Consider the following 22,444-nt stretch of genomic DNA (forward strand, 5'->3'; position numbering starts at 1 on the left):
GGGTGTTTACCCTAATCTGAACTCGCCGGAATCAGCTTAAAGAATAAGACGTAAGCTGAGTCGGCCGTCACGTTCTACCAGAAGTCAAAAATTTCCTTGTAAGCGCTTCGACCACAAACGACCCAAAAAGTCCAAAATAATTGGCTCTGCCGAGCCTTACAGAATCAGTTTCATTGTTGGCCCAAAAATGCTTCTTGCACCACCGATAAGATGCCTTAACTTGTGGGTATTAAGCACATTACACCTATGAGTGAAGCACGTCACTGTGACTCACTCGGCGTGATTGTTGGCAATACGGAACTGCCCAGCTTAACATCGCTCTTCTGCCGATGAGGAACAGACAACGATGCACTCCCCACCAACCGTCGAGCACTTGTTGCTCGTCGAAGATGACGCAATCGATGCGCAGGCTGTCCAACGTGAGTTAGAAAGTGACTCTGGTGAACGATTCGAAATCACTCATGTCGAGGACCTACAAAAGGCTCTCGAACTGACTCATGAGCGCAACTACGACATCGTCTTACTAGATCTCCATCTACCTGACAGCGAGGGAAATTCAACGCTCAAACGTTTCGTAGAAGAAACCGAAGATTTACCCATCGTCGTGCTAACAGGCATTAATGATGACGAGATCGGAAAACAATTGATCGCAGCAGGTGCCCAGGATTACCTCCCTAAGTCACGGTTAGGCGATGGCCTGTTAGGTCCTGCAATCCGCCATGCGATGGAACGTTCCCAATTGCTCACTCGGGTTCGAGAGAGCCAGGAAGCTCAGATGCAGGCCGATACCGAAGCACAGCTTCGCATCGCCAATGATCTGCACGATGGGGTCAACCAAACGCTCACTGCCGCAGGGGTGACGGCCCAGAGTTTGCAGCGTCAGCTGGCAGAACAATCGAACGTACTTACTCCAAAGGCGAAAGAGCTTTGTGAAACCCTAGTTGCCCTACAGGGCCAAGTAAATGCGGCTATTGCTGGCCTGGCACCTCCAGAACTCGAACAACTAGGATTGACCGGTGCCTTGGTACAACTCACCCAACAGTGGAAGAGTGCCCAAGGACTGGAATGCCGCTTCGAAGGCCCCGCTAGACTGAGAATCCCAGCAGGACATCTCAGTTTACAGCTCTATCGCATCAGCCAAGAAGCGCTGCACAACGCGGTACGTCATTCGGGGGCCAAACGAATCTTGCTCTCACTAAAGGAGGGTCCACGCCGTGTCTTGCTAAGGATCGACGACGATGGGTGCGGATTTGATCCGAAGACCACATTGAATTCTCGATCTCACTTAGGATTGCGCTCAATGGCTCACCGTGCCATGTCCATTGGTGGCAAGCTCCTCATTAACTCCCAGCCCGGCAGGGGGACCTCGATCCAGTGTCTTATTCCAACGGATCGTTTAGACCGATATGATTCCTCACGGGGTTGTGCTTAAATGCACCCTTCTCGTGTGAGCCGATAGGATTTCAGGGCACAGTCCGTACCCCCAACGAGACTAATCAGGAGCGTTGAGTCCATGTCTGCGGCGTGTCGTATCCTGATCGTTGAAGACCATCAGCTTCTCTTGACCGGCCTCAAATCACTGCTGGCCGAAGAAGCGCATCTCAAGGTTATTGGCGAAGCACATTCGGTTGCTGATGCCATTGGTTTTGTCGAGCAAACTGTACCTGAATTGGCGATCATCGATCTCTCTTTGGTCGACTCTCGCGGTATTGAGTTCGTTCATTATTTGGCGGAACATCATCCGAGCGTGAGGATTCTTGTCTTTTCGCAGCGGCCTGCCTGGGTCATGGGTGAGAGAGTCCTTGCCGTTGGTGCTCACGGTTATTTGCGTAAGTCACCACAGGACATGCAGATCGTTGAAGCGATCAATGCGCTAATGCGAGGTGAAACCTATATCAGCGAAGGGCAGCCGGGACCGAATGCGAAATCGAAAGAGTATCTTCCCGCCATCAAGTCCCTCTCCAATCAAGAGTTTCTCGTCTTTGAGCTCACAGGCCAGGGACTCCGTAATGCAGAGATTGCCAAGGAGATCGGTGGCAGCCCCAATTCGGTACGATCGGTTCTTGACCGCATCAAGAATAAGCTCGATCTCAGCACCGCCGAGGAGCTGAAACGCGTGGCCTTGGCATGGCAGTTCGATACGTTGCTGTAAGCTGCTTCTTTATGCGTCTCATCCTTCGCATCAGAACAGCTCGTGCTGCAGTGGTACCGCCGGGGTCGGGAGCGGGCCTTCCATGTCGGCCGGGATCACATGCCGCAGAACGATCTCTATATCGCGGGCTGCCTTGCTCGCTAAACCATTTCCGTAGGTATTTTATAGCCCCTGATATAGCTCGCGGAGCGTTTCGGCTTCTTGCTCCATAAAGTAATATGGTCCCTTCCAACTGCGTGGTGTCGACCCTTTCCCATCACATTTGAGATCGCACTGCGAGCACACTTATGCAATCGAGCCAACCGCTCACGCAAATGCAGCATCTCGCACGTCTGATCGTAGGTAATGGACTGTATCTCTTCGTGACCTTCAACCTCGACTTGATAACGGTATCAGTAATAGCAAGTGACATTTGAACTCGCATACATAAGAATGGTAGCTTGTGTATGTAGCCTTGACCTGCTGGTCAGCACCCTTGATCTATAACCCACTTGTCGGCTGAAGAATCCGATGAGTGCTAAAGAATGGCAGCTGACCAACAGATAGAAATCGCCAAACGATTGTGCGATTAGAGAAAATAGCACTTGCTACCGGAGGATTTGAATGAACGCAGCTAATTGTGCGATATCCGTTTACGAAAAGGGCTTGGAAGAAGGCTCATCAATTACCGACCTTCTAAGAGTTGCTACAAAGTCCTTAGGAGCATGCGGGTGTGTTCTTTGGGCTCGCCAGCCCGCTAGCACTGCTCATGGACCATCCCACCTGTTTGTTCTCACTGCGTGGTTTCCGTTTGACACGCCATTTGCGATGTACGACCTGTCGGTTAGCGATTCCGCGAGCGGGCAAGCACTAGTGACCAACGAAGTGGTTATCGAGGTCGATGTTCGCCAAAGTGGCGGCGAAACTCCAGCGCTTAGATTCTTTGATAAACATGGAATCAGAAGCATGCTGGCTGCTCCAATAACATTGTCGGAAGGTGTAGAAGGAACGCTAAATTTTTACAAATCGGAACGCGAAGCTCTGTTCGACGAATCTCTTGACCCAAGAAAAGCAATGGCCACGGCTACGGCACTTTCCAAAGTTTACCAAGCGCTTCGCTCACGAGAAAGTTCATCGTTACTGAGTAAGATCGAGGCCATAATTCAACAGCACGACTATCACCCTTCGGATCCGGATAAGAGCGCTGTCTCGAAGAATCTACTACACTCTTGCGCTACTGCTATTGCAAACTCCTTCCGCAGCCTGGAGGTGTCCGTATTCCTAGAGAATCCTTTACAGAGTTCAGGCACTTACAACCTACATGCTACTACTTGGCAAGATTGGTGTGAAAAAACTCAAACCTATTCTGCGGACAGCCGCTCAGGGCTTACTGGCTGGGTCTTAAGCAATAGAGAGTCCATTCGTTTGTTCGATCTGTCGAACTTTGAAAGAGACAAGGAACGAATACGGCAGCAGTATGAAAACCTCGAATGGCATCGATCCATGCAGTTTCTGAATGCCGTGCGTAAAAAGCTCAACCTTCAAAAAAGCGAAAACCTACCACCAGTTAGCTTTATGGCCTCCCCTATTGTGGCTGGAAACCGCTTACTAGGGGCAATCAGGGTGTGCGCCGCGAAGTCAGGCCCCTACTACTTCTCCGAGGCTGATAGTGAGCTGCTATTAACTGCGGCAGGGCTGATTGGACATTACTGGCATGAAAGGTTGTCGCGAAGAATTATTGAGCGTGACAGTGTATTGTTTCAAGGAATCGTGGATCACGTTGGGGAGTTGAACAAAGTTGTCAAAAAAAATGTGGCAAAGGCGGTGGTCTCGCATAGTCGCTACAGCCTATTCAACTTAGCGCTCGAAAAGCTAAATCCGCCTCTGCAAAACGCTTCTGGTTATGCGGTGAGATCGCTCAAAACTCCAGTTCCGGTTAAACGAAGAGAAAGTGAAACAACGTCAGCCATTGCTAACAATGATGCTACTTTAGTTCTGATGAAGGGAGACGCTTTTGCACAATCCATAGTTCCCTCTAAAGCAGCTTCGTCGAAATCAGTTGATTGTAGAATATACAATGCAACCAAACTCGCCAGTCCAAACTGCAGGCCATTGAGCCTGGATCGTGACAGCAGGATAAACATATACAAAGAAATAGGCGAAGAAATTGAAGGTATGTCTTCACCGGTATTAGCTGGCGATACCTTACAGGCTGTATTCGACGTCTTCATCGCGGATGACACTCAAAGCCACCAACACGCGTCAACTATTTCAGAGCTTATAGGGGAGCAACTCGGTTTGTATCTAGAGTTGGATGAACAGATCGATCGATTTAGGACAGCACAGAGCGCATTGCGGAAGAGCCTTAGCGAATCACGAAAACTAGAACGACAGCGCAGAAGAGCACTAGAAGATCTCGCCCATCAACTGAAAAACCCACTTGAGCAAGCGAAACGCAAGTCTGAGTTCATCGTAGACACGAGTTCTTCACCATCAACGAGTTCGTTAGAAATGCGTGGTTTATGTAGACGTGCCTGGAGGGTTGCTAACGGCATGCGTTTCTTGGCAGAGTTGCAAGATCGTAAGTCTATAACCACGACTAAACAGTCGCCCGACCCAGATGTGGTATACCGGCTGATTTGCACATTGCTTGAAGACGCTGAGTTGCTGAGTGAGTCGTACATGAATATCAGTTATCGAGTAGATCCTGGCGGCTTTAACTATGAAGTATTTGGGGGCGTAGAAATGGATATGGCTCTTCTTGAACAAGCTCTTATTAATGTAATCGACAATGCTTACAAATATTCATTTCAAGACACTACAATTAAGGTAAGAGCGTCTCGAACCCGCAGCAGCAGATTGGCTCTTTCAATATCCAGCACTGGTCTATCACTAAGCGGTCAAGAAATAGCTCTATGTAAGCAAAGAGAATGGCGCAGTGAAGATGCGGAAAATGTGACAAGCGAAGGATCTGGAATAGGATTGTGGGTAGTGGATGAGATAATGGTTGCTCATGGTGGGCATCTAGAGATCGTGCCGACTGACAGCAGTCATAGGACTGACGTCAAGCTCATATTCTGAAAGCCTAAGAAAGAACTACACTATGCGAATTCTGTTGTTAGAAGATGATCCGAAGCAGGCGGAAGGCATTACACTCAGCATAACGGATCGTTTCGATGCCGAAGTGGTAAGGATAGCCACCGAGTCTGAGTTCCGCTTAGCGATACGGAAGGAATTTGCATTATCCGCAGATCTTGCAGTATTGGACGTTATGGTTCGATGGACTGACCCTAGCTTAAATATGCCGCGACGACCAGAAGATGTTTGTGCAGAAGGTCCGCCGAGAGCAGGTTTGCGTTGCCTAGCACTTCTTCGCGAAGTCGCACCTGAGATGCCAGTGATTGCTTACACAATTCTAGAGGAAGATGACTTGTCAGAAGACCTAATCTCTTCACCTGCTGGAAAAGCTAGAGGCACGGGGCCAAGTGTGTTACTACGCAAAGATGGGGACAGGACACCGCTCATAGAGGGTATAGAGCATTTGCTAAGCGCCAATGACTAGGTTGCTATCTTGCAGCATCTCATCATGAAGCTGAACAACGCGGCTAGGTGAAACGCTCCTAGATATAGCACGCAGATATTTCTCATAATCGCCATTTGAGTTGGGAGTGCTCTCATTCTCTACATCATGATCAGAACTGGAAATCTCTAATTCACTACGCAGTTGGACCAAAGCGTCCATGACCACACCAATCATTGATTTATCTGTCTTATACGGGTTAAGGCGTCGCAAACGCTCGATGTGTGAGGATGCCAATTGAAGCAGTGGCAGTCTATCGCTAGGAAGGCGTCCTTTAACGATTGTTTCATCGCATAGCCACTCAATAGTCTTGAGTTCAACAGCCTCGGCAACGATGGCTGCTATGTACTTCCATAAGTAAACCACTATCGTTCCATCTTCCTTCGGATTCGAATCTAGCTTGCACGGAGTACAGAGCGTAGGGAGGCTTTCCACTGCCCAAGTCTCCCATCCATTCGAATGAGCCATCTCGATTAGCAGACCGGCCCAGTCAACATTTGGATAAGCTCCCATCACTAATTCCAGCGTATACTTCCATTCGATCCTGCGTCTGACGTTATCTAAGAGAACTCTTTGCCAGGATGTGAGAGCAGCAGCCAAATGATCAGTTGAAGGAAATCCTCTCTCCTCACTGCTAGCCGGCATGTAAAGTATGCCTCTTACACCATCAAATACAGAGCCTGGCAGAACGCATGGTCGCTGCTCAATTAGTTCTGACCATAAAGCAGCCGAGCTAGCGTCGATCTGATTAAAGGTCAATGCATCCCGTAGTGCGCATAGCACGTCGATACGATACTCACCTGCTGGCTCTATGAATCTTGCTGGGGCGTGGGCAATATCGTAGAGCAAATTATGGAGTATGTCGGGGCAAGATATACTCTCGCAAAGACGTAATAAATGGATGTCGATCTGTGGCGACTTGATCCTTCCAGTATTTCGGTCCTCAAAACTCTGGAGCAGTGATGAACAGGCGTGAGCCAAGCATCGCTCTACTGCTGCACGCTCGCCATCCCATGGCAGAGCCCTTGTAATCCAAACATAAGGGGGTTCGTCGGGGCCTATTGGCGGTAATCCAATACCGTTCAACCAGCCTAGAAGCACCCTCGGGTCAGGTGACTGGCACCACTCCTGCAATACAGGGCGGACCCATTCGATGATTTCACATTCTCTGTTCTCGGTGTTCATCAAGGCCTCGAGTGACAACAACTGAAACAAACGCCCAGTGATTCATTTTTTTGGTTGGGTCATCCACTGCATTATGTCGCTTCCGTATTCACTCAGCAAGCAATTATAGTGATTGACTCTCTGTTGATTTAGTCTCGCAAATTGATTCGCTCTCGTCTGACGCACTGCAACGACCTGCGAAGTGGTGTGTGCTATCTGTTTATGAATATACTCAGGGCGCGTTGTAATTTGGGGCCTCAAGCTGAGATCAGCGGGGTGTCCGCCGCTTGTCAACATAGCACATGGAGGCGACGTAAAATGAAAGGGATAGTCACCCGCATCTAGCGAGGTGGGCCTGACAAGAGTACCTACGTCCCTGACAGAATAGCGAAGCAGCATGCACCATTGACCGGAAGCCGGCCGACTTACTCCTACTGCCTGAAGCCAGCGGCTAGCGTCGCCATCTACAAAGGGCTCTATGCCTTTCCATGTCGTTGCCCACGATGGTTGATACGGTCGCTGCTTTGCATAGGCATTCATCGCATCTAGCACATTTCCTAAAAACCCTCTTGCAAGAGGACGATTCTTGGGTGCGAGGTGCTGATCAAGCCAGTGATCGGCTGCTCCAGGGATGCCAGAACCAGGAAACGTCTGAAGTCCACTGATTCCCCTAGCCTTTCCCCAGTCAAAGATGATACCAAGTGAGTTTAATGAAACCACACGAGCGAGCTCGACATCTCTTGCTATTAACTGCTTCGCGTTCGAACCGCCTACTAGGATGTTTTGCCCGTTCAAGTGTTCGTAGACGAACTCGGGGAGCCTTCGGTTCGCAATCTTGTCATCGTGATACGCACGCAGACTGGCAAGCAGTGACACAGTATCGGTAGCCGACTTAGTAAACTTCCTATAAGACCTAAGTCTAATACGAGGTATGCGGTGGTCATGCGCGACGTTGCAAGCAATCGCTTTTACGGGATCTGATCCGTGATTTAGAGATTGCCTAATAGAGTTAGATATTCTACCCATCGCAGACACTCATTTGAGATCACTAAGAAAGCGTTTAAAAGCGAGTTCGCCAATTCAATCAAGCCGACATGTCAGGACTCGAATTCACTTCCAATGCTTCAATGACAATAGCTAGTGGCAAGTACAAAAAGCCCCGGAAGGCATTCTGACCAGATTCCATCTTCCTAGTTGGACCCAATGCTTCAAATTCCGCAGCAGCTCCCAATGCTCGAACGCATCGGACCAGACCGTTTGTACTGACTCCAGTATCATATTGTGTTCGTCTCCCTCTTGTGTTGGCTAAAAATAGAAATACATTCTAAAAACCATCTCGAACTATGCAGCTTCTCTGAGGAAACGATAGCGATGCTGATACATTGCTGAGTTTTCCAAATTTGATGACGGCACGTGAAGCATTTCAAACTTCGGAACACTCTTGTCTCGAAAAGGAGGCTCTGATAACTAGCCGAGCTTCTCAAAAATGACTCTACAGCTCGAGAGCTTTACATCGATTATATGTGATCTTTTACGAACTACTTCTGGTTGCAGCTCCGTTTCTCAGAACAGCTTAATTTGAGTGAAAGGTTTTCAAGATCTGAGAATGTTCAGCTGCTGAGCATCATTGATCGCCATCTGGTGTTCCTATTCCTGGCTTGATGCTAAACGGCGGCCTCGGTTCCCTAAGTTGTTTGTCTAACTCTTGCATCTTCATGCGTTCGAGTAGTGTGTCTAGCTGCTTGCGTTCTTCAGCGCTGAATGGCACCCTTGTATCAGCAGCTTTGATCAGATTGAAAACGCCAACCTTGCCACGCTCTTCCAATAGCTCTTCTAGCGTTCTGTTCCTCCAAGCATTTTCCCCGAATACGGCAGATACTTGTTCTATTTCAATTGGCGGGGTAGCTGTATCTTCAAGACGCTCCAGAATATCGCTCAGTTCAGAAATAGTGCGCTTTAGGTCGAAGCGTATGCTTGCAATATCAGAACTGCCGCGAATAGGTGATAAGGTTACGTCCGGACTTTCTACCTCCACAGAATCTCCGGTTAAGATAAGTGTGTAGTCCTGTTTGCCTGAGACGAGCTGTCCCTTGTGGCTTACCACGATTTTGTATGTTACTAATGAGTCAAACGTTTCGTTGTCATGTATCTGCTCATAAGGGTCTACGAGATTGTCCCCCTTAGAATTAGAGTTAACCGAATCAAGGCGCCATGGCAAGAGTTCTTGATCACCGCGACTGAGCCGTAGATCCAGATCATTTACTAGGACCGGACTGCTTGAATTTACAACTTGATCGCTTATTGCAACTCCAGGCGGATCCGTCCAAGAGATAGAAGCTTTGACGTTCCCCTGAGCTTTGAAGCTCAAAGAAAAACTAGCCCCTTCGTTTAGAGTCTTCTCAAGAATCACGGACGACTCGCCATTCTGTATTATCGTTTCGGCCGCCCGCTTAGCATTCATAAGTCCCCACCCGAAAACCACATCGGGCCCGTCTTCACCCGCATCATCTGCCGAGTGTAGGGCTAAGCCCTTGAGAGTTGCTGAGCGAATGAAACTGTTGGTTTCTCTCATCGCCAACTCCTGGAGAAGAAGCAGTGAGCCAGCTACATTTGGTGCGGCCATAGATGTACCCGTCCAAAACTGTTGGCCGTACTTATCGTTAGTCGATCCCTGATGACCCAAGTGAAGAGTTGAGAATAATTCTTCACCGTTGCCCGTAATGTCGGGCTTGATTCTTAGGTCATCTGTTGGGCCTTGGCTGCTAGATGGAACGATCTGCACCAGTCCCAAGACTTCTCCCGTCGAACCAACGCTTACATCTCTTGCGTTCGCAACGACGAGACTATTTTTCGAAACGCAGTGACCTGTGAGTTTGTCAAACTCTCTCATTTCTTGGTTCGGGTTACTATTAGCTGTGTGATCTAGGCCGTCATTCCCGGCAGCAACTACCATTAGGTAGTTAGGAGCATTGTGCATCACGCGATCCCACTCTCGAGCCACGTCGATATATCCACCAAAGTAACTCGCAGGCAAAGCAGGCTGGTCTTGCCGATCTCTGACCGCGAACCCGTAGGAGTGATTCGAGATCAGCATTCCAGCAGCAGCTTGGACAACAGCTTCTGACCTGTCGAAGTCCCAGTCGTAAGTTTTAGCATGCGCTTTAAATGCCATTCCTTGAGCTTCCGGGGCCAAGCCGGCGGCAATTAAAGTTCCAGTAACGTGGGTGGCATGATCGCTACCCGCGCCGTTATAGCCCCCATCGACGTCCCCGATTGATGCTCGCCCTCCAAACTCAACGTGAGTTGGCCGAATTGAACCCCCATCCCAGACGTAAACGATCATATCTTCGCCTGTGAGGCCCAAGCCCAGCTGCCCACTTGGATGCAAATACTTAGTTCGCGTAGATGAAGCAGCATCTGCATTGAAGGTGCGATAGTAGACGGGATGGCCATCACTTGTGACTGCTTGCAAAGCAGCATAGACCGTCAGTCCATTATCCTTTTCTTGCTCGTAGCGAACTCGAAAACCGGCTCTCTGTGCTTCTTGTAATCGAGCTGTCTGCTTGACCTTGAGTTCATTCGCCAACGTCTTTAATACAGCCGTGTCATACCCGGCGGTAATCGTCCTTGACTGAGTAGCCGTCTGGCCATTACATAGTTTGAAAGTCGGCCCTAAATTGCACGATAACAGAATAGGAATGAGAAAGACGTGACTCTTATTCATAATGGACTCACTGTAGGGGAGAATGGATTTGCAGATAGAGTCGGGCACCCTTTACGCTGCCGCTACCTTCCTGCGGCAGCCTTCAATTCACCTTAATATCAATGTTCGTGACGATAATCTTGCCTGCTCCGCGGCTCATCTTTGGAGCCGTCTGAGAGTAGAGCGAGTATGGCCTCAGCGTGACGACGAGTTGGGCCTCTCTGTGCAACATCTCGGAGACGAATGGAGTAATATTGAAACTTTGTGTCACAATTCCTGCCGGTTGAGTTCGGTGGAGACTGTGGTGTCTTGTTCCAAACAGCGATAGATTTCCGACAGTTTTTCTTATTGGCTTGCCTGCCGGTCCCTGCGACGAAAGCAGCACTTCGTAGCCTAAAACCAGAGGCTTTCTAGGAAGCGAGAACGAGATCTCCAGCATCGTCTGCGGGGACCTTTCCGGTCGGGCAACCAGTGGCTTGAGCGACATGAGCTTCATGGATGTCACTGAAGAGCCAATAGTATTCAACTCTATAGTTGTTTCAGTTTCAGTTGATAGGACTGTGCGAGATGCTTTGCGACGGCAGCACTCACAAGAAGGAATCACCCTATTCGTGGACAGTCCCGTTTCGCTATCAATTGAGAAGTTCTCAGGCAATGTAGCCAAAAAGGACGCCGTTCCTCGGAAATCGTAAGGAAGCTTATCCGTCAACGCAGGAAAGGAACTGTCGATATCATCATAGGACGCACGAATGTTCCTACCATATAAATAGTAATGTCGTGGTTCATTGTGAATCGCCCCCTCTGCATCATAGAAGAACCAGGGCTTCTCGACGAACCAACTCGCCTCCGGAAAGTATCCCCATTCGCGATTTGGAAGCCGGACCCACATCTCGAACAGGCGGTCAATATTCGCATGATGCACCCAGAAAATTGGATCAAAAGCGGCCCTCTGAACCTCTGTCATTAGACCAAGTTTGTCATTGCCGACGATTCCTCCGATTGCCACATGTACATCGTTGTGAGGGCGTCTTTCAATCAGCCCCATCGTACTCCCATCAGAATCATAGACGCCGCCAGCGAATCCAGTATCTTCGGTAGGTCCAAAAAAAAGCTTCTCACGCTTGATGAGATCTAGAGCATCAGTACTTACCTTGTCAGACAACTGGGTTCTCCCTCTGGTAAACGCACCCGACCTTTCACTTGTGAAAAGTGGATTCGTGGGAATGACTCCGTCATTCGCAAGCATCTGGTCTGCGAAGGATGCGGGGAAAGAAGTGTGTCCACGAGTGTAGTCCCAGTAGGGGACGCTAAGCGTGGGATCATCCGCAGCGCCACGGAGAATCTGTTCGAAGTAATAGAGATAAGCACGATGCCAAATAAGGAAGTCCGCAGAGGACTCTCCGTTATGTGGGCAACGGTTCCAAAACATCTCTCTGCGCACCGCAAGCACACCTGGGTCGCGATCGGCTGCCTGAATAACAGCTTGATCACTAACACCATGTATGGCAGCCTGATAGAACCAACTTGTTGGGTCAGAGGGCTTTCGCGACTTCATGACTCGCACACCCTTGCGTAGTGAATCTAGGCGAGACTTTGCTGCTTCTGATCGTCGGTCCTCACTCGCATCGACGATACCATCGCCGTTCTCATCGACATATAGATGGTACTCTGCAAATGCTTGAAGACTCATTCTGGGGCTGATCTGTTCCACCGCCAGAACTGAAGTCGGTGCAAGAAAAATGAAGGTCTTGAGGATTAGTCGAGTGCCAGGCAAGTTGATTCGCTCCGAATCTTATATCCAGTAATAGATAGCCTCGGTTGTCCAGTGAATATACTCGATAACCACCAAGTGTCTAGTTTTTGTTGCCAAGACAGGCAGGATGAATTCGGTCCTTTGCTCAAACTCAATCAATGTTACCTAACTTAGAAACCTAACCTCGCCTTATGCCAGACCTGAATGAAGAAAACCTAATCGACAGTCGCCTGTATTGCTTCGTTATCTACTCGGTCGCAAGTGACTGAGAGGTCATGACTCAAGCAGAGTTTTGGTTGGATAGACGGCTCCTTGGCGGCTCATGACCGAAAGGGTGACCAAACTATGACGAACAATTGAACCAACCGTTCTCCCAAGTGCATAGCTCACCCCAGCTAAATGTTCTCAAAGTCGACGCGCCCGTTATGACTGGATGACCGGGAGGCTACCCACTTGCCGTTGGCAACTACACAAGATGGAATCTTTCAGAGTGCGTTTCAAACGTCAAGGATTAGCTCTCAACAGAACTCGGCATGGAAGAAACTGCAGCTGTCACCCATGACGAAGGGAAATCACACTCGCAATGCCTTGCCGATGCAGGAGCAATTCAATCGTTATCATCAAGATCTGTACTGGTATAGAAGGAGGTCCAAACAGGAACGTGATCCGACTGGTTTAAGATGTACTCAATCCCAGCTTGCTTGGATTCGATTGGATAAACGAACGTACTGTTTCGAACCACCTCTCTTGTCTCCGAGTAGCGCAGGATGATGTGGTCAATCAGGTCATCGGATTGGTGAGGATTCCAAGTCTTTATGTAAGAACCTTCTGCTGAGCCGGGACCTAGAAATTGCGTTTGAAAGAGGAAGCCCGCGTCCGTCAGCGGATCGAATGACTCATGGCCGATGTGGTGGTTAAAATCCCCCGCGACAATCACATCTCGTTCATGACTCCTCGAGATGAGAGCGTCGATTTGGTGAACAAGATCCTTACTTTGCTCTATTCTAACTTTCGTTGGGCAGCTACCAATCCCAACGCGTGACTTTAGGTGGACACCAACGACCCAAAAATCAAACTCACCTGCTTTGAACTGGCCCGCAACAGGCTTGCGAAGACCGCTGCTCGAGCAACCTCCTGGCAGACTAAATGAAGTGTTTACTTCGAGCTCTTGCAACGAATCATCAACGACTTCTATTTCATCAGCATCCCAAGCCAGAACGACAAATTGCTCACGATTGCTATAATTCCCCTCAAAGAATTCGTATCCTTCGCTGCTAAGCAGTTGCTTTAACTTCTTCCAGTTGCCACTTTGGGTATTGATCTCCTGAAAAACGACGATCTCTAGATCCAACTCGTCAACGATTCGTTTAGAGATTTCACGTAGATCTTCGAATCGCCGTCTTGGACGCCTGATGCCATTGTACTTTTTTCGAGACTTGCCCAGCAACTCAAGATTGTAGGTTCCAATTTGGATCGTGCTTTCAGCCGGATCAGAGCCAAGAGTAAAGTCAGGGGTAGTCCGCTGAGCCCTGCCATCGTGCCGCTTACTACCCCCGCTGATTCCCAACTCATTCCCTCTCTTACCGGAAGGGGAATCTACTTGCCTAATCTGACGTTCCAGCTTTGCCACTCTTCGCTGCAAATCACTGATGTCGTAAGAAAGCGACTCTTCCTCCTGGGCAGTCTCACCTTCATCCTTAACCGATCGGTTGCGCTCGTGCAACAATGCTTCGATGCGAGCGAGTCGACTAGTCATCTCTCGATTTACTGTGAACTCTGGTGACCCTGCTGAGGCAGCTGGACGCCCGGTTTTTGGCTCTCCCGGATATTTGCTGCTCTGCCCCTCGTTTCTTGATTGATTGAAACTAGGGTGAACTAGCGAGGGCGCGTTGAATTTGATCGATTTGTTCGCAAGTCGACCATCTATCACTAGGTTTCCGTGAACCCGATAAAGGTCGCTAAACAGCTCCCGGTCAATCGTTTGTCCGCGACTCGCATGATCGAACATCCTTGACAAACTTTCGGTCAGATTCCATTCCCACAAAGCGGTTGCTGCTTGAGACTCAATGGCCGCTTGGTCGCCAGCCGACAGATTAGCGAAAAAGTTCAGGCCTGTTTTTTCTTCAATCTCATCGATGCTCTTTAGGAAGGGCACATGATCGACATCAACGCCAGAATGGCTCAGTTCCTCATCATGATCATAGATGAAGGCAAGCACGAAGGGCTGGTTAGGCTCAGCTGCGTTCTCCCGAGCAACGATCTTGAAAAAACCTGTTGGGATAGAGACCTTTGTCTCCGAGCCATCGCCGATGGTTTCGAGATCTCGTCCTTGAACATAGATGGGACCACAAGTAATCCAAAGACTCTCGTATTCATCTGCCCATAAGCCACACAGTCTCTCAAGCCCCAGCCAGTGTCCCCCGTTAAACGCTTGTATTTGTGGACACGCATTCGCCAAGCAGAAAGAGTTGTAGTTTGCATTGCTTCCCAGTCTCTGCGCGTGGGAACGCATACACATGTGGCCCCGCGAATAACCTGAGTTGGCATAGGACGCGTCTGTGGGAGAGTCTATGGTGGTAGGCAATCCTGGGACACGGATCCAATCACTCGGACGCTCGTCGCTGCCAGTGATAGGGCCTTTATCGAGCTGGTAGGAAATCCAGTTGGGTACGCCCAGGCGATCGCCTTCGCCATCTCCGTTGTCGTCGTCGGTTAGATCAAACGATACTGCGTACGCTCGAAATTGCAATACGTGTTCGGACGGTTCAACCTCGAACCTCAAATGATGATGGACAGGAGAATGGACGACCGGTCGCAAGAACTCTTGCGCTAAGGTACTTCCAGTCGCTCCTAATCCTATTGCAGCGAAGATCATGAATGATTTTATGTAAAGCATAACTAATCTCCAGAATACGCGGTTATATTGTCATGGTGAATGACGTAGTGCTCTAGCATCTCATCCTCAAGCCTCTGTTCACAGGAAGGCAGTACAGCTGACGACAGACGTGTCGATGGGCAACTTCGCCTTTATCCTGATCCGACCATCCGCCGGCACATCGACCTTACACCTTCTCTTAGGAATGCCCCTAGCATCGCATCGGGTCCATAGGACGGTTGAAAGACATTTGTCACTCGCGTCGGCGAAACCAGTTTTTCCCAGGCTCGGCGACGCCGCACAACATCGCAAGGATCGACTACCGCGAACGCGGCTCCACCTCGCTGCTTGACTACCGAAAAGGCAGGGACATCGGTGAGTCCGTCTCCGATGTAGATCATGTTCTCAAATGGCACGCGCCGATCTTCCCGTTCAATCGACTCATTGACGGCATAGGGGTCCGATTTGCTCTGACGCAGAAGACCCTTATTGATCTCGAACAAGTACCTCGTTTTTTCTGTAAAAGTTATTGCCCGTTTGGGGCGTTTGAGAATTCCTTTGGAATCGACTTCAAACGTACAGCCTCGAATCTCGTCTACCTTCTCGGCAGCTTTGGTACCTCGGAGAAGAACCTCGATACCGCCGCTAATAATATAGAGTTCAACCTCGGTATTCAGTTCAGGAAACTCATCGGGGATCCGTCGAAAGTCTTCCAGCGATGACAAGACATCAGGATAGAAGTCGATAGACTTCCCGAACTCGCTTAACTGCTCCTCCGTCAGATTGCCCAGAGGGCGATTCTTACCAACCAGGTCGCATAGTGCGCTGGTCCATGCAAGAGCTGGGTCCCACCCATCCGTCACCATTTGGCCGACCGTCTCACGCCAAAAAATCGCGGTGTCGATACCGAAAGAGGACAACAGTTTTTCGGTCGAATCATCCGTCAGCGTATGATCGAAATCGAAAACCAAGGCAATGTTTTGGGCCTGACACATAAGTACTCATTCCCGCAATACTGTGAGAAGTCGCTAGGAAACCTCCGCTAACAATCCCGACGCTAAGAAATCCTTTGGGAATCGCCACGCTGGAGGACAGAAGTAATAGCCGCCCGTAAGCACCGAAAAAACTCCGGAGGTAAACATGGCATCTCGACCAGCCTCAGGACACGGAAAATCGGGATTCATCTGCCACGTATCGGTGACATACTCGAATTGGCGCGAGATACTATTCATGTAGGCCACGAACAAGAGCCCAAAGCTAGATGGAGCGTATTTGCCGGTTTCCTCGTCCAACGACCCTATGTTATCTAGATATGGGTATCCTCTCCGTAGGAACCGACGATCCATATCATCCAACCCTAGAGAGTACTTTGGCGGCCTACGCGGATTGACCGCGCGAGAATGTGACTTGAGAGGGCCATCGGCTTTATTGACAGGATCAGCGAATAAGGGCTCACGAGGAAAGTCCTTGTCACGCCTCTTCGCCAGCGGCATTCCATCCTCTTTCTGCCTGCCAATCATCAGCGATTGTTGATCATCCTCCAAGAGGTCCCATTTCTCCAAATCCTGCTCAACCTTGCGAAACACCAAGTAGCTTCCACCACGGCACCAAGCGGGCTCTTCGGAGAACTCATCGATAAAAATAAACGACTCGCGCTCGGGACGCGTTAGGTTGCCGAGATTAGAAATGCCGTCCTCAAAGCGTCCGAAAGCACGCTTATCGGGACGGGCAAATCCCTCGTCAACCGCAACGACTTGCAATGATGCATCAATCGTCTCAATAGAACGCGCAATTGCCGCATTCACATACTTGTGGTCGCTGGCGATCGAAAAAACGAGATCGGTCTGCTCTTCTGAGGGGTCAAATCGATCACCAAACAGTCGCGGTGGAATTCGCAAGGAACGCGGCTTGGCATGCAAAAAACCGAATCGGTCTCTACCAGACACCGGGTCCATGAAAAACGTTGCTCCGAGCCCCACGGTAACGGTCACCCGATAGCTTCGGGGAACATACTGCAGGGGACGCAAATCGGCGGTCGCGGGGCCGCGGGTCATTTGGTAGTCACAGAACGTGGTAATGCTCTGCAACATTGTCGCTACTTCAGGAAGCGTCTTGGCGGACGTATTAACGCGGGCAACCGTTAAAAACTCTTGCGGGTCCATCTTTCCTCGAAGCCCTGGATACTTCTCATCATCAATCCCCACAAAGTCGCTACCATAGATGGGAGTTTCCGGCCACATGGGATCGACAATACCACGTTGATAACTGGTCTCAAACAGTCCGAGCGGCAAGGGCCCTGCCTGAACAATGTTTGGCTCTTTCATTGCTTAATCCTCCACGAAAAGCGGACGGCGTGCGTGCTGCTTTCGATGCGCTTCGGAGAGTACACGGAAGTATTCCGTCCAACCGCCCATGCGTACCCGCACCAAGTCATAATCGTGTCCTGCAGCCGAACTTGCCGCCGTGAAAGTCTCAGGGTCAGCCACGGTAAAGGTCACGACATTGCTGCCAGTCTTTCCTTTGGCAATTGCTGATAAGATTCCAAGTAATCGCTCTTCGGAAAACCCTTCGGCCAGATTGAGATCGACCGGTGCACCATCGGATAACCGGTCAAGGCTCGGATGGGCGTAACTATTAAGTCCCTGACGAATGGCTATCTCGCGAGGATGTCGCCGCCTTCCAGAAACATCGAGTTCTTTATCCTGATAGTAAGGTGCTGGCGATATGTCTGACTCAATCGGTTGCCCAGATTTGCGACCGTCAGGTGTCGCTCCGACCCAACCTCCCGAAAAGACATACTGCTCAAAAGTTCCCACGCCAGGACTGATCAGAATCTCGAAATCGCTGCCATGCCGCTTCTGAAGACGTGCCAGCCCTGCTTGATGGCGGGAGTCGCTTCGAAGGGCAAACAGTCGATCGCAAAACAAGTCAATTAGCCTCCAGGCAATCTCGTCGACGGCAGTATTACCGTGACCAAAGCGGGGAAGACGCATCGTCTGCTCCCGGATCTCTGCAATCCGCTTCTCCGATAAAGAGAGCCCGACTTCAGGCCTTGTCTTTCCCCAATTGGAATAGAGGCAAGCAAGCATTTCCGACATCTCAACTTGTCTACGTTCGAAGACTAGACGCTTCAGTGCATAGATCGAGTCGGCACAGGTACTAATCCCTGTCATTAGCGGTGATAACATCTTGTAGTTGGCCCCGCCCCCCGATAGGTCCGTGCCGCTAGCAAGACAACCAGCGATGAGCGTCGAGAGCAGCGGTGAGGGGGCGATGGACTCTTTCTCACCATAGAACTGATAGACATTGCGGTACATCCGATGGATCTGGAGATCCAAATGTGTTTGGAATACCTCCCAGAACTGCTCAAGTGACGTGAACTCCGTCGCTGGAATCGTCCGAAAGCTATCTTTCCAGCCTCGCAAGTGCATCGGTCCTGATGTGGCAAAACCGGCTCCTCGATTGAGCGTCTTCTCCAAGAGATCAAGCGCCGGAATGTAAAAAAAACTGAACTCCGTTTCACCGGCGAAATGGGTTTCATAGCAGCCATCACAGGCGTAGTTTCGTGCACTCTTTAGTGAGACCTTCCCGCCAGACTCTTTATGCAACGCCGGTACGATTCGGTCGTCGTTCATAATAATCGGGTGAGCGCCGCCACTGAGGATCGCCTTCGACGCCTCACGTAGAAGTTTCCTTGGAGAACTCTTATTAACCCGCAAGTCGAGGGTCGGGCTATTCAGTGGCAACCTACGCGAGGCTTTCAGGCATAAATAGGTCAGCCGATTCGTACCATCTTCGGGCTTTGGTTGATTGGTTGCCTCGTAGCCACCGATCGTGACCTGCTGCATCCACTGATTCGTCAGGCTTCCTTGGTCATAGTTTGCTGGCAGCTTGTTCCCTAGAAGCGCCCCATCACAGAAAGTAAAGCGGTCCTCAAGATGTGCCCGATTGTGAAGTGCACGCTCCCCGAATTTGATCCAGAGGCAGTCGATAATCTCCTGAGCCTGGCTCTCTGTCACAGAATCCTTCTCAAGAAAAGGCATCAGTAGTTGATCCAATCGGCCTATGGAAGTGATTTCACCGGTTGTGTGAAGTGCGCAGTGGATTAAGTACAAGCATTGCACGGCTTCCAGGAATGACCTTGGGGGGCCGATCGGAGTCTTGCCCAACCGTTGGGCGATCTCTTTGAGGTTCTCATGGCCGCTACGGCCCTGCACCTCGTATTCACTTGCCATTTCCATGGCATGCTGGGCATACCGCTGTGCGAAGACAGCGACTCCTTCGAGAGCAATAATCGCCGCCTGATAGAAGGTTTGTTTCTTTCGCTTCTGCTCAGAGCGAGCTTGCCCCAGGGTTTTCAGTTTCTGGTGGCAATCTCGCACGATTCCCCGGATACCTTTCCGCAGCAGAGTCTGATAGTCGGGGGTGACATGACCGAAGGGAGCCCGGTCGTTCAACATATTGAGCGCAGCATCCAACTCTTCCGCCTCCGTAAGGTAACCAACCAATTCTTTACCTTGGGCGACGGAATAAGGCGGGATGCAACCTACTACCAACTCATCCGGGTGGATTCGTAGTGTGCCCGCTTGGACGGCAACCTCTGGTGTCGTGACGATATCCAAGATTTTCGCGATGGCGTACGCCTTCCGGATCGCCACCGGTTTGCGAGAGAGTTCCTCGCGCGTCTTCTCGTCAACGGCGGCCAGCAGGTGAGGCGTGTCCTGCTCACGCAACCAGCGAGGTTTCTGCTTCCAGTCTGCAAACGTTCGAGTCAGTAGACGCAACACCCGATCCGTGGGCATTTCTCCTCGGCGGATTGGACAACCGTCCAACGCTTGAGGAAGTGGCTGCTTCCTAAGTTGGGGATGTTTTTCATAGAGTTTCAATAGCTCTAGCTGCCGCCAGAATTCGCTGGTGCTATGAAACATGGGTGAACCATCCCTCGGGAAGTTGAAACCCGCGAATGCACTTTCATTCTCCGGTGCTCGCACACCAGGTTTGAGAAAAGCGTGTCCAGCAACAGTTTAGCCAGGAGGCCAGTCGCTGAGGACTTGACAGGTATGTTATCACTGTGAATCAGGCTTGCAAGGTTTTACCAATCGACATTTCCTTCGCAATCCCCTCCTCATCTGCTCCTTGCGTTCCACAATGTGAGAAACACAAGACGTTAGACAGCTCATTGAGTTCAAAAACACCAGTCAGGTTACCTAAAGGAATCCCGGACCAGCAGTGGTTTTTTGAAGCGGGCCCGTTGATCAGAAAAGATACTCTTCATCCGTTTTCACCAATGGGAGTCATATCAATGTCGATGCCCCAACAGTCTCCCGTTAACCTTGAATCTCCCATTTCAACGCAGTTTGGGGCAAACCAATTAAAGGTGCGCTGGCGGAAGTCGGCGAGGGGCACGATCATCACTGGTGGCCACGGCACTCCAGAGGTTCGATTCAATGCAAATGATGCAGACTATATTCTCTTGGATCGCTGCCGATATCACCTGGTGAATTTTCACTTTCACAGTCCGAGCGAGCATTGGCTTGCTGGTAAGCAGCAGCGGATGGAACTCCACATCGTGCATCAGAATGCCCAGCAACATGGCGGAGGACGGGCTGCAATTGGAGTCTTTATCGAACCCAAGAAGGCTTCCCGTGCCAGCAAGATTAGCAGAAGTGGCTCGAAAAATGGTAACCCACCCGCTATTTCGACCAATCCTTGGGACTGGTTGCCAACCAATTTCGAGCGTTACTATCGTTACGAAGGCTCGCTGACCACGCCTGCCTACACCGAGAATGTTAGCTGGATCGTCTTGAAGGAGCCGCTTCGCTGCACCGTCCAGGAGTTTAAGAAGCTTTCCTCCTATTACGGCGGGCCGGCCAGACTTCCTCAGCCCCTAAATCGCCGATTCTTGTTGGCGAACTTCTGAGAGCCGACCTACGTCGTCGAATCAGCTGCCCGCTGAGCCGACAACTGAGAAAGCGCTTCGAGCGAGGACGGCGAGTGGCTCTAGTTCCACAGAAAGTTGTCCCAAGGCCGCAGAGATTCGACGCAAGGGCAGGGTCGAAACTCAAGCAGCTGAGAGGTTCCGGTAGCTACAACGGAACTGCGCTTTTCGCGCTTGCTCCACGCTCTTATGGTGCCACACCCCAATCAGTCAAAGTGGGGAAGTGACTGAACCTGTTCTAGCCGAGAACCCAACGACAAGCCTGCTGCAACTCACCAAGACTGGATCAAAGGTTCACGATGACCCTTTGAAGACTAAGTCGGAGTGCCAATTCGATTCGATTATTTTCCCATCCGCAAATCTAAACTCTGCAACAGGTTGCGCTCCTGCCTAGACTTTGCGTCAATCCAACTGGTCCATTGACTGTCCGATTCCACTACGCATTCTCGACTTACTTGAAGGACTAGACGCGGAAGAGCACAAAGTATTCCCTCACCTCGATTCACATCTACGTGGTTAGCACCCTTGTCATCGTCAGCCCCTCAGCAGCTGGTGCTGCTTGATCGAGCGAGTAAGATGCTCGCAGAAGCCTCGACTCTAGAAGAGGTCCGAAATGTCCGTGATTCGGCCGAAGCTGCTCGCGCTTACGCGAGAGCTGCGGAACTGGGGCTTGAACTACAGAATAAGGCGGCGGAACTAAAGCTACGCGCTGAAAGAAAGGCGGGGAGTTTCCTTTCACAACTGCATCTTCGAGGCGGAGATCGCAAATCCAAGAGACGAACAACGAAGCTGTCGCTCGAAGATCTGGGCGTCACCCGCAACCAATCGAAGCGGTGGCAACTTGTCGCTTCCATCCCAAACGATGCGTTTGAGCAATTCGTCAAGGAAAAAAACAGGTCGCACCAAGAGATTACCGCGGCAGGCCTCTATCACCTGGCCAGGAAACTCCGCTCGCTAAAAGGCTCAAGGTCCTGCAGAGCTGACCATGAGAGGAGGTACCCTGTGCTAAGCAGCCCCTCGACACCTCTCGAGTTGCGCGACCTCATTGAAGAGCTCAGCAATCATCGTGGCCTACTCGCCGAACTCTTGCGTCCCCTGTACGCCGATGGGGACGAGATCGTGCTCCAGAAAAGTGAACGTCGGGTGGTTGGCAGACTGCTTGTCGAGATGGAAGAGCTGTTGGGAGAACTTGACCGACATGCGGCCCTCGCAAAGTTCGATGGACTCGCCTAACTGGCTAGAGGTATTCTCAGAAATGAGTCCTCTTGAAGCCTCGCAACTGTTGATCTCCCTTTCGGCT

General features: G+C 50.4%; 13 protein-coding genes. 6 read left to right on the forward strand and 7 right to left on the reverse strand.

Features of this window, described 5'->3' with window-relative positions:
- Positions 1-346: 346 nt before the first annotated feature.
- The 4 genes from RIB44_20775 (at position 347) to RIB44_20790 (ending at position 5,693) form a co-directional block, all read left to right on the forward strand.
- A complete protein-coding gene (locus RIB44_20775) occupies positions 347-1,432 on the forward strand; it encodes a response regulator (protein MEQ8619016.1) in 1,086 nt (361 codons plus the stop codon).
- An 81-nt stretch (positions 1,433-1,513) separates the two neighbouring features.
- Positions 1,514-2,152, forward strand: a complete 639-nt coding sequence (locus RIB44_20780; GenBank protein ID MEQ8619017.1) for a response regulator transcription factor — start codon at positions 1,514-1,516, stop codon at positions 2,150-2,152.
- Positions 2,153-2,755: 603 nt separating this feature from the next.
- The gene (locus RIB44_20785) at positions 2,756-5,212 is read left to right on the forward strand and encodes an ATP-binding protein (GenBank protein MEQ8619018.1); all 2,457 of its coding nucleotides are present in this window, start codon (positions 2,756-2,758) and stop codon (positions 5,210-5,212) included.
- A 22-nt stretch (positions 5,213-5,234) separates the two neighbouring features.
- On the forward strand, positions 5,235-5,693 hold the full coding sequence (locus tag RIB44_20790) for a hypothetical protein (GenBank protein MEQ8619019.1): 459 nt from the start codon (positions 5,235-5,237) through the stop codon (positions 5,691-5,693).
- On the opposite strand, the gene RIB44_20795 is transcribed toward RIB44_20790, so the two are convergent.
- From RIB44_20795 to RIB44_20825, 7 genes are all read right to left on the reverse strand, one after another.
- Positions 5,676-6,560 (reverse strand): hypothetical protein, encoded by an 885-nt coding sequence (locus RIB44_20795; protein MEQ8619020.1) that lies wholly within the window; start codon positions 6,558-6,560, stop codon positions 5,676-5,678. The genes RIB44_20790 and RIB44_20795 overlap by 18 nt on opposite strands.
- A gap of 1,939 nt (positions 6,561-8,499) precedes the next feature.
- Positions 8,500-10,599, reverse strand: a complete 2,100-nt coding sequence (locus RIB44_20800) for a S8 family serine peptidase (GenBank protein MEQ8619021.1) — start codon at positions 10,597-10,599, stop codon at positions 8,500-8,502.
- 82 nt (positions 10,600-10,681) lie between these two features.
- Entirely contained in the window at positions 10,682-11,740 is a 1,059-nt protein-coding gene (locus RIB44_20805; protein ID MEQ8619022.1) for a tyrosinase family protein, read from the reverse strand.
- A 1,198-nt stretch (positions 11,741-12,938) separates the two neighbouring features.
- Positions 12,939-15,227 (reverse strand): DNA/RNA non-specific endonuclease, encoded by a 2,289-nt coding sequence (locus RIB44_20810; GenBank protein ID MEQ8619023.1) that lies wholly within the window; start codon positions 15,225-15,227, stop codon positions 12,939-12,941.
- 131 nt (positions 15,228-15,358) lie between these two features.
- On the reverse strand, positions 15,359-16,201 hold the full coding sequence (locus RIB44_20815) for an HAD family hydrolase (GenBank protein MEQ8619024.1): 843 nt from the start codon (positions 16,199-16,201) through the stop codon (positions 15,359-15,361).
- 33 nt (positions 16,202-16,234) lie between these two features.
- Positions 16,235-17,530 (reverse strand): Dyp-type peroxidase, encoded by a 1,296-nt coding sequence (locus tag RIB44_20820; protein MEQ8619025.1) that lies wholly within the window; start codon positions 17,528-17,530, stop codon positions 16,235-16,237.
- 3 nt (positions 17,531-17,533) lie between these two features.
- Positions 17,534-20,134 (reverse strand): pyruvate formate lyase family protein, encoded by a 2,601-nt coding sequence (locus RIB44_20825; GenBank protein ID MEQ8619026.1) that lies wholly within the window; start codon positions 20,132-20,134, stop codon positions 17,534-17,536.
- Positions 20,135-20,508: 374 nt separating this feature from the next.
- Here RIB44_20825 and RIB44_20830 point away from each other — a divergent pair, with 374 nt between their 5' ends.
- Positions 20,509-21,126, forward strand: a complete 618-nt coding sequence (locus RIB44_20830) for a carbonic anhydrase family protein (protein ID MEQ8619027.1) — start codon at positions 20,509-20,511, stop codon at positions 21,124-21,126.
- A gap of 594 nt (positions 21,127-21,720) precedes the next feature.
- Entirely contained in the window at positions 21,721-22,377 is a 657-nt protein-coding gene (locus RIB44_20835; protein ID MEQ8619028.1) for a hypothetical protein, read from the forward strand.
- Positions 22,378-22,444: the final 67 nt, after the last annotated feature.

This window comes from Lacipirellulaceae bacterium, from assembly GCA_040218535.1.
Taxonomy (GTDB): Bacteria; Planctomycetota; Planctomycetia; order Pirellulales; family Lacipirellulaceae; genus Adhaeretor.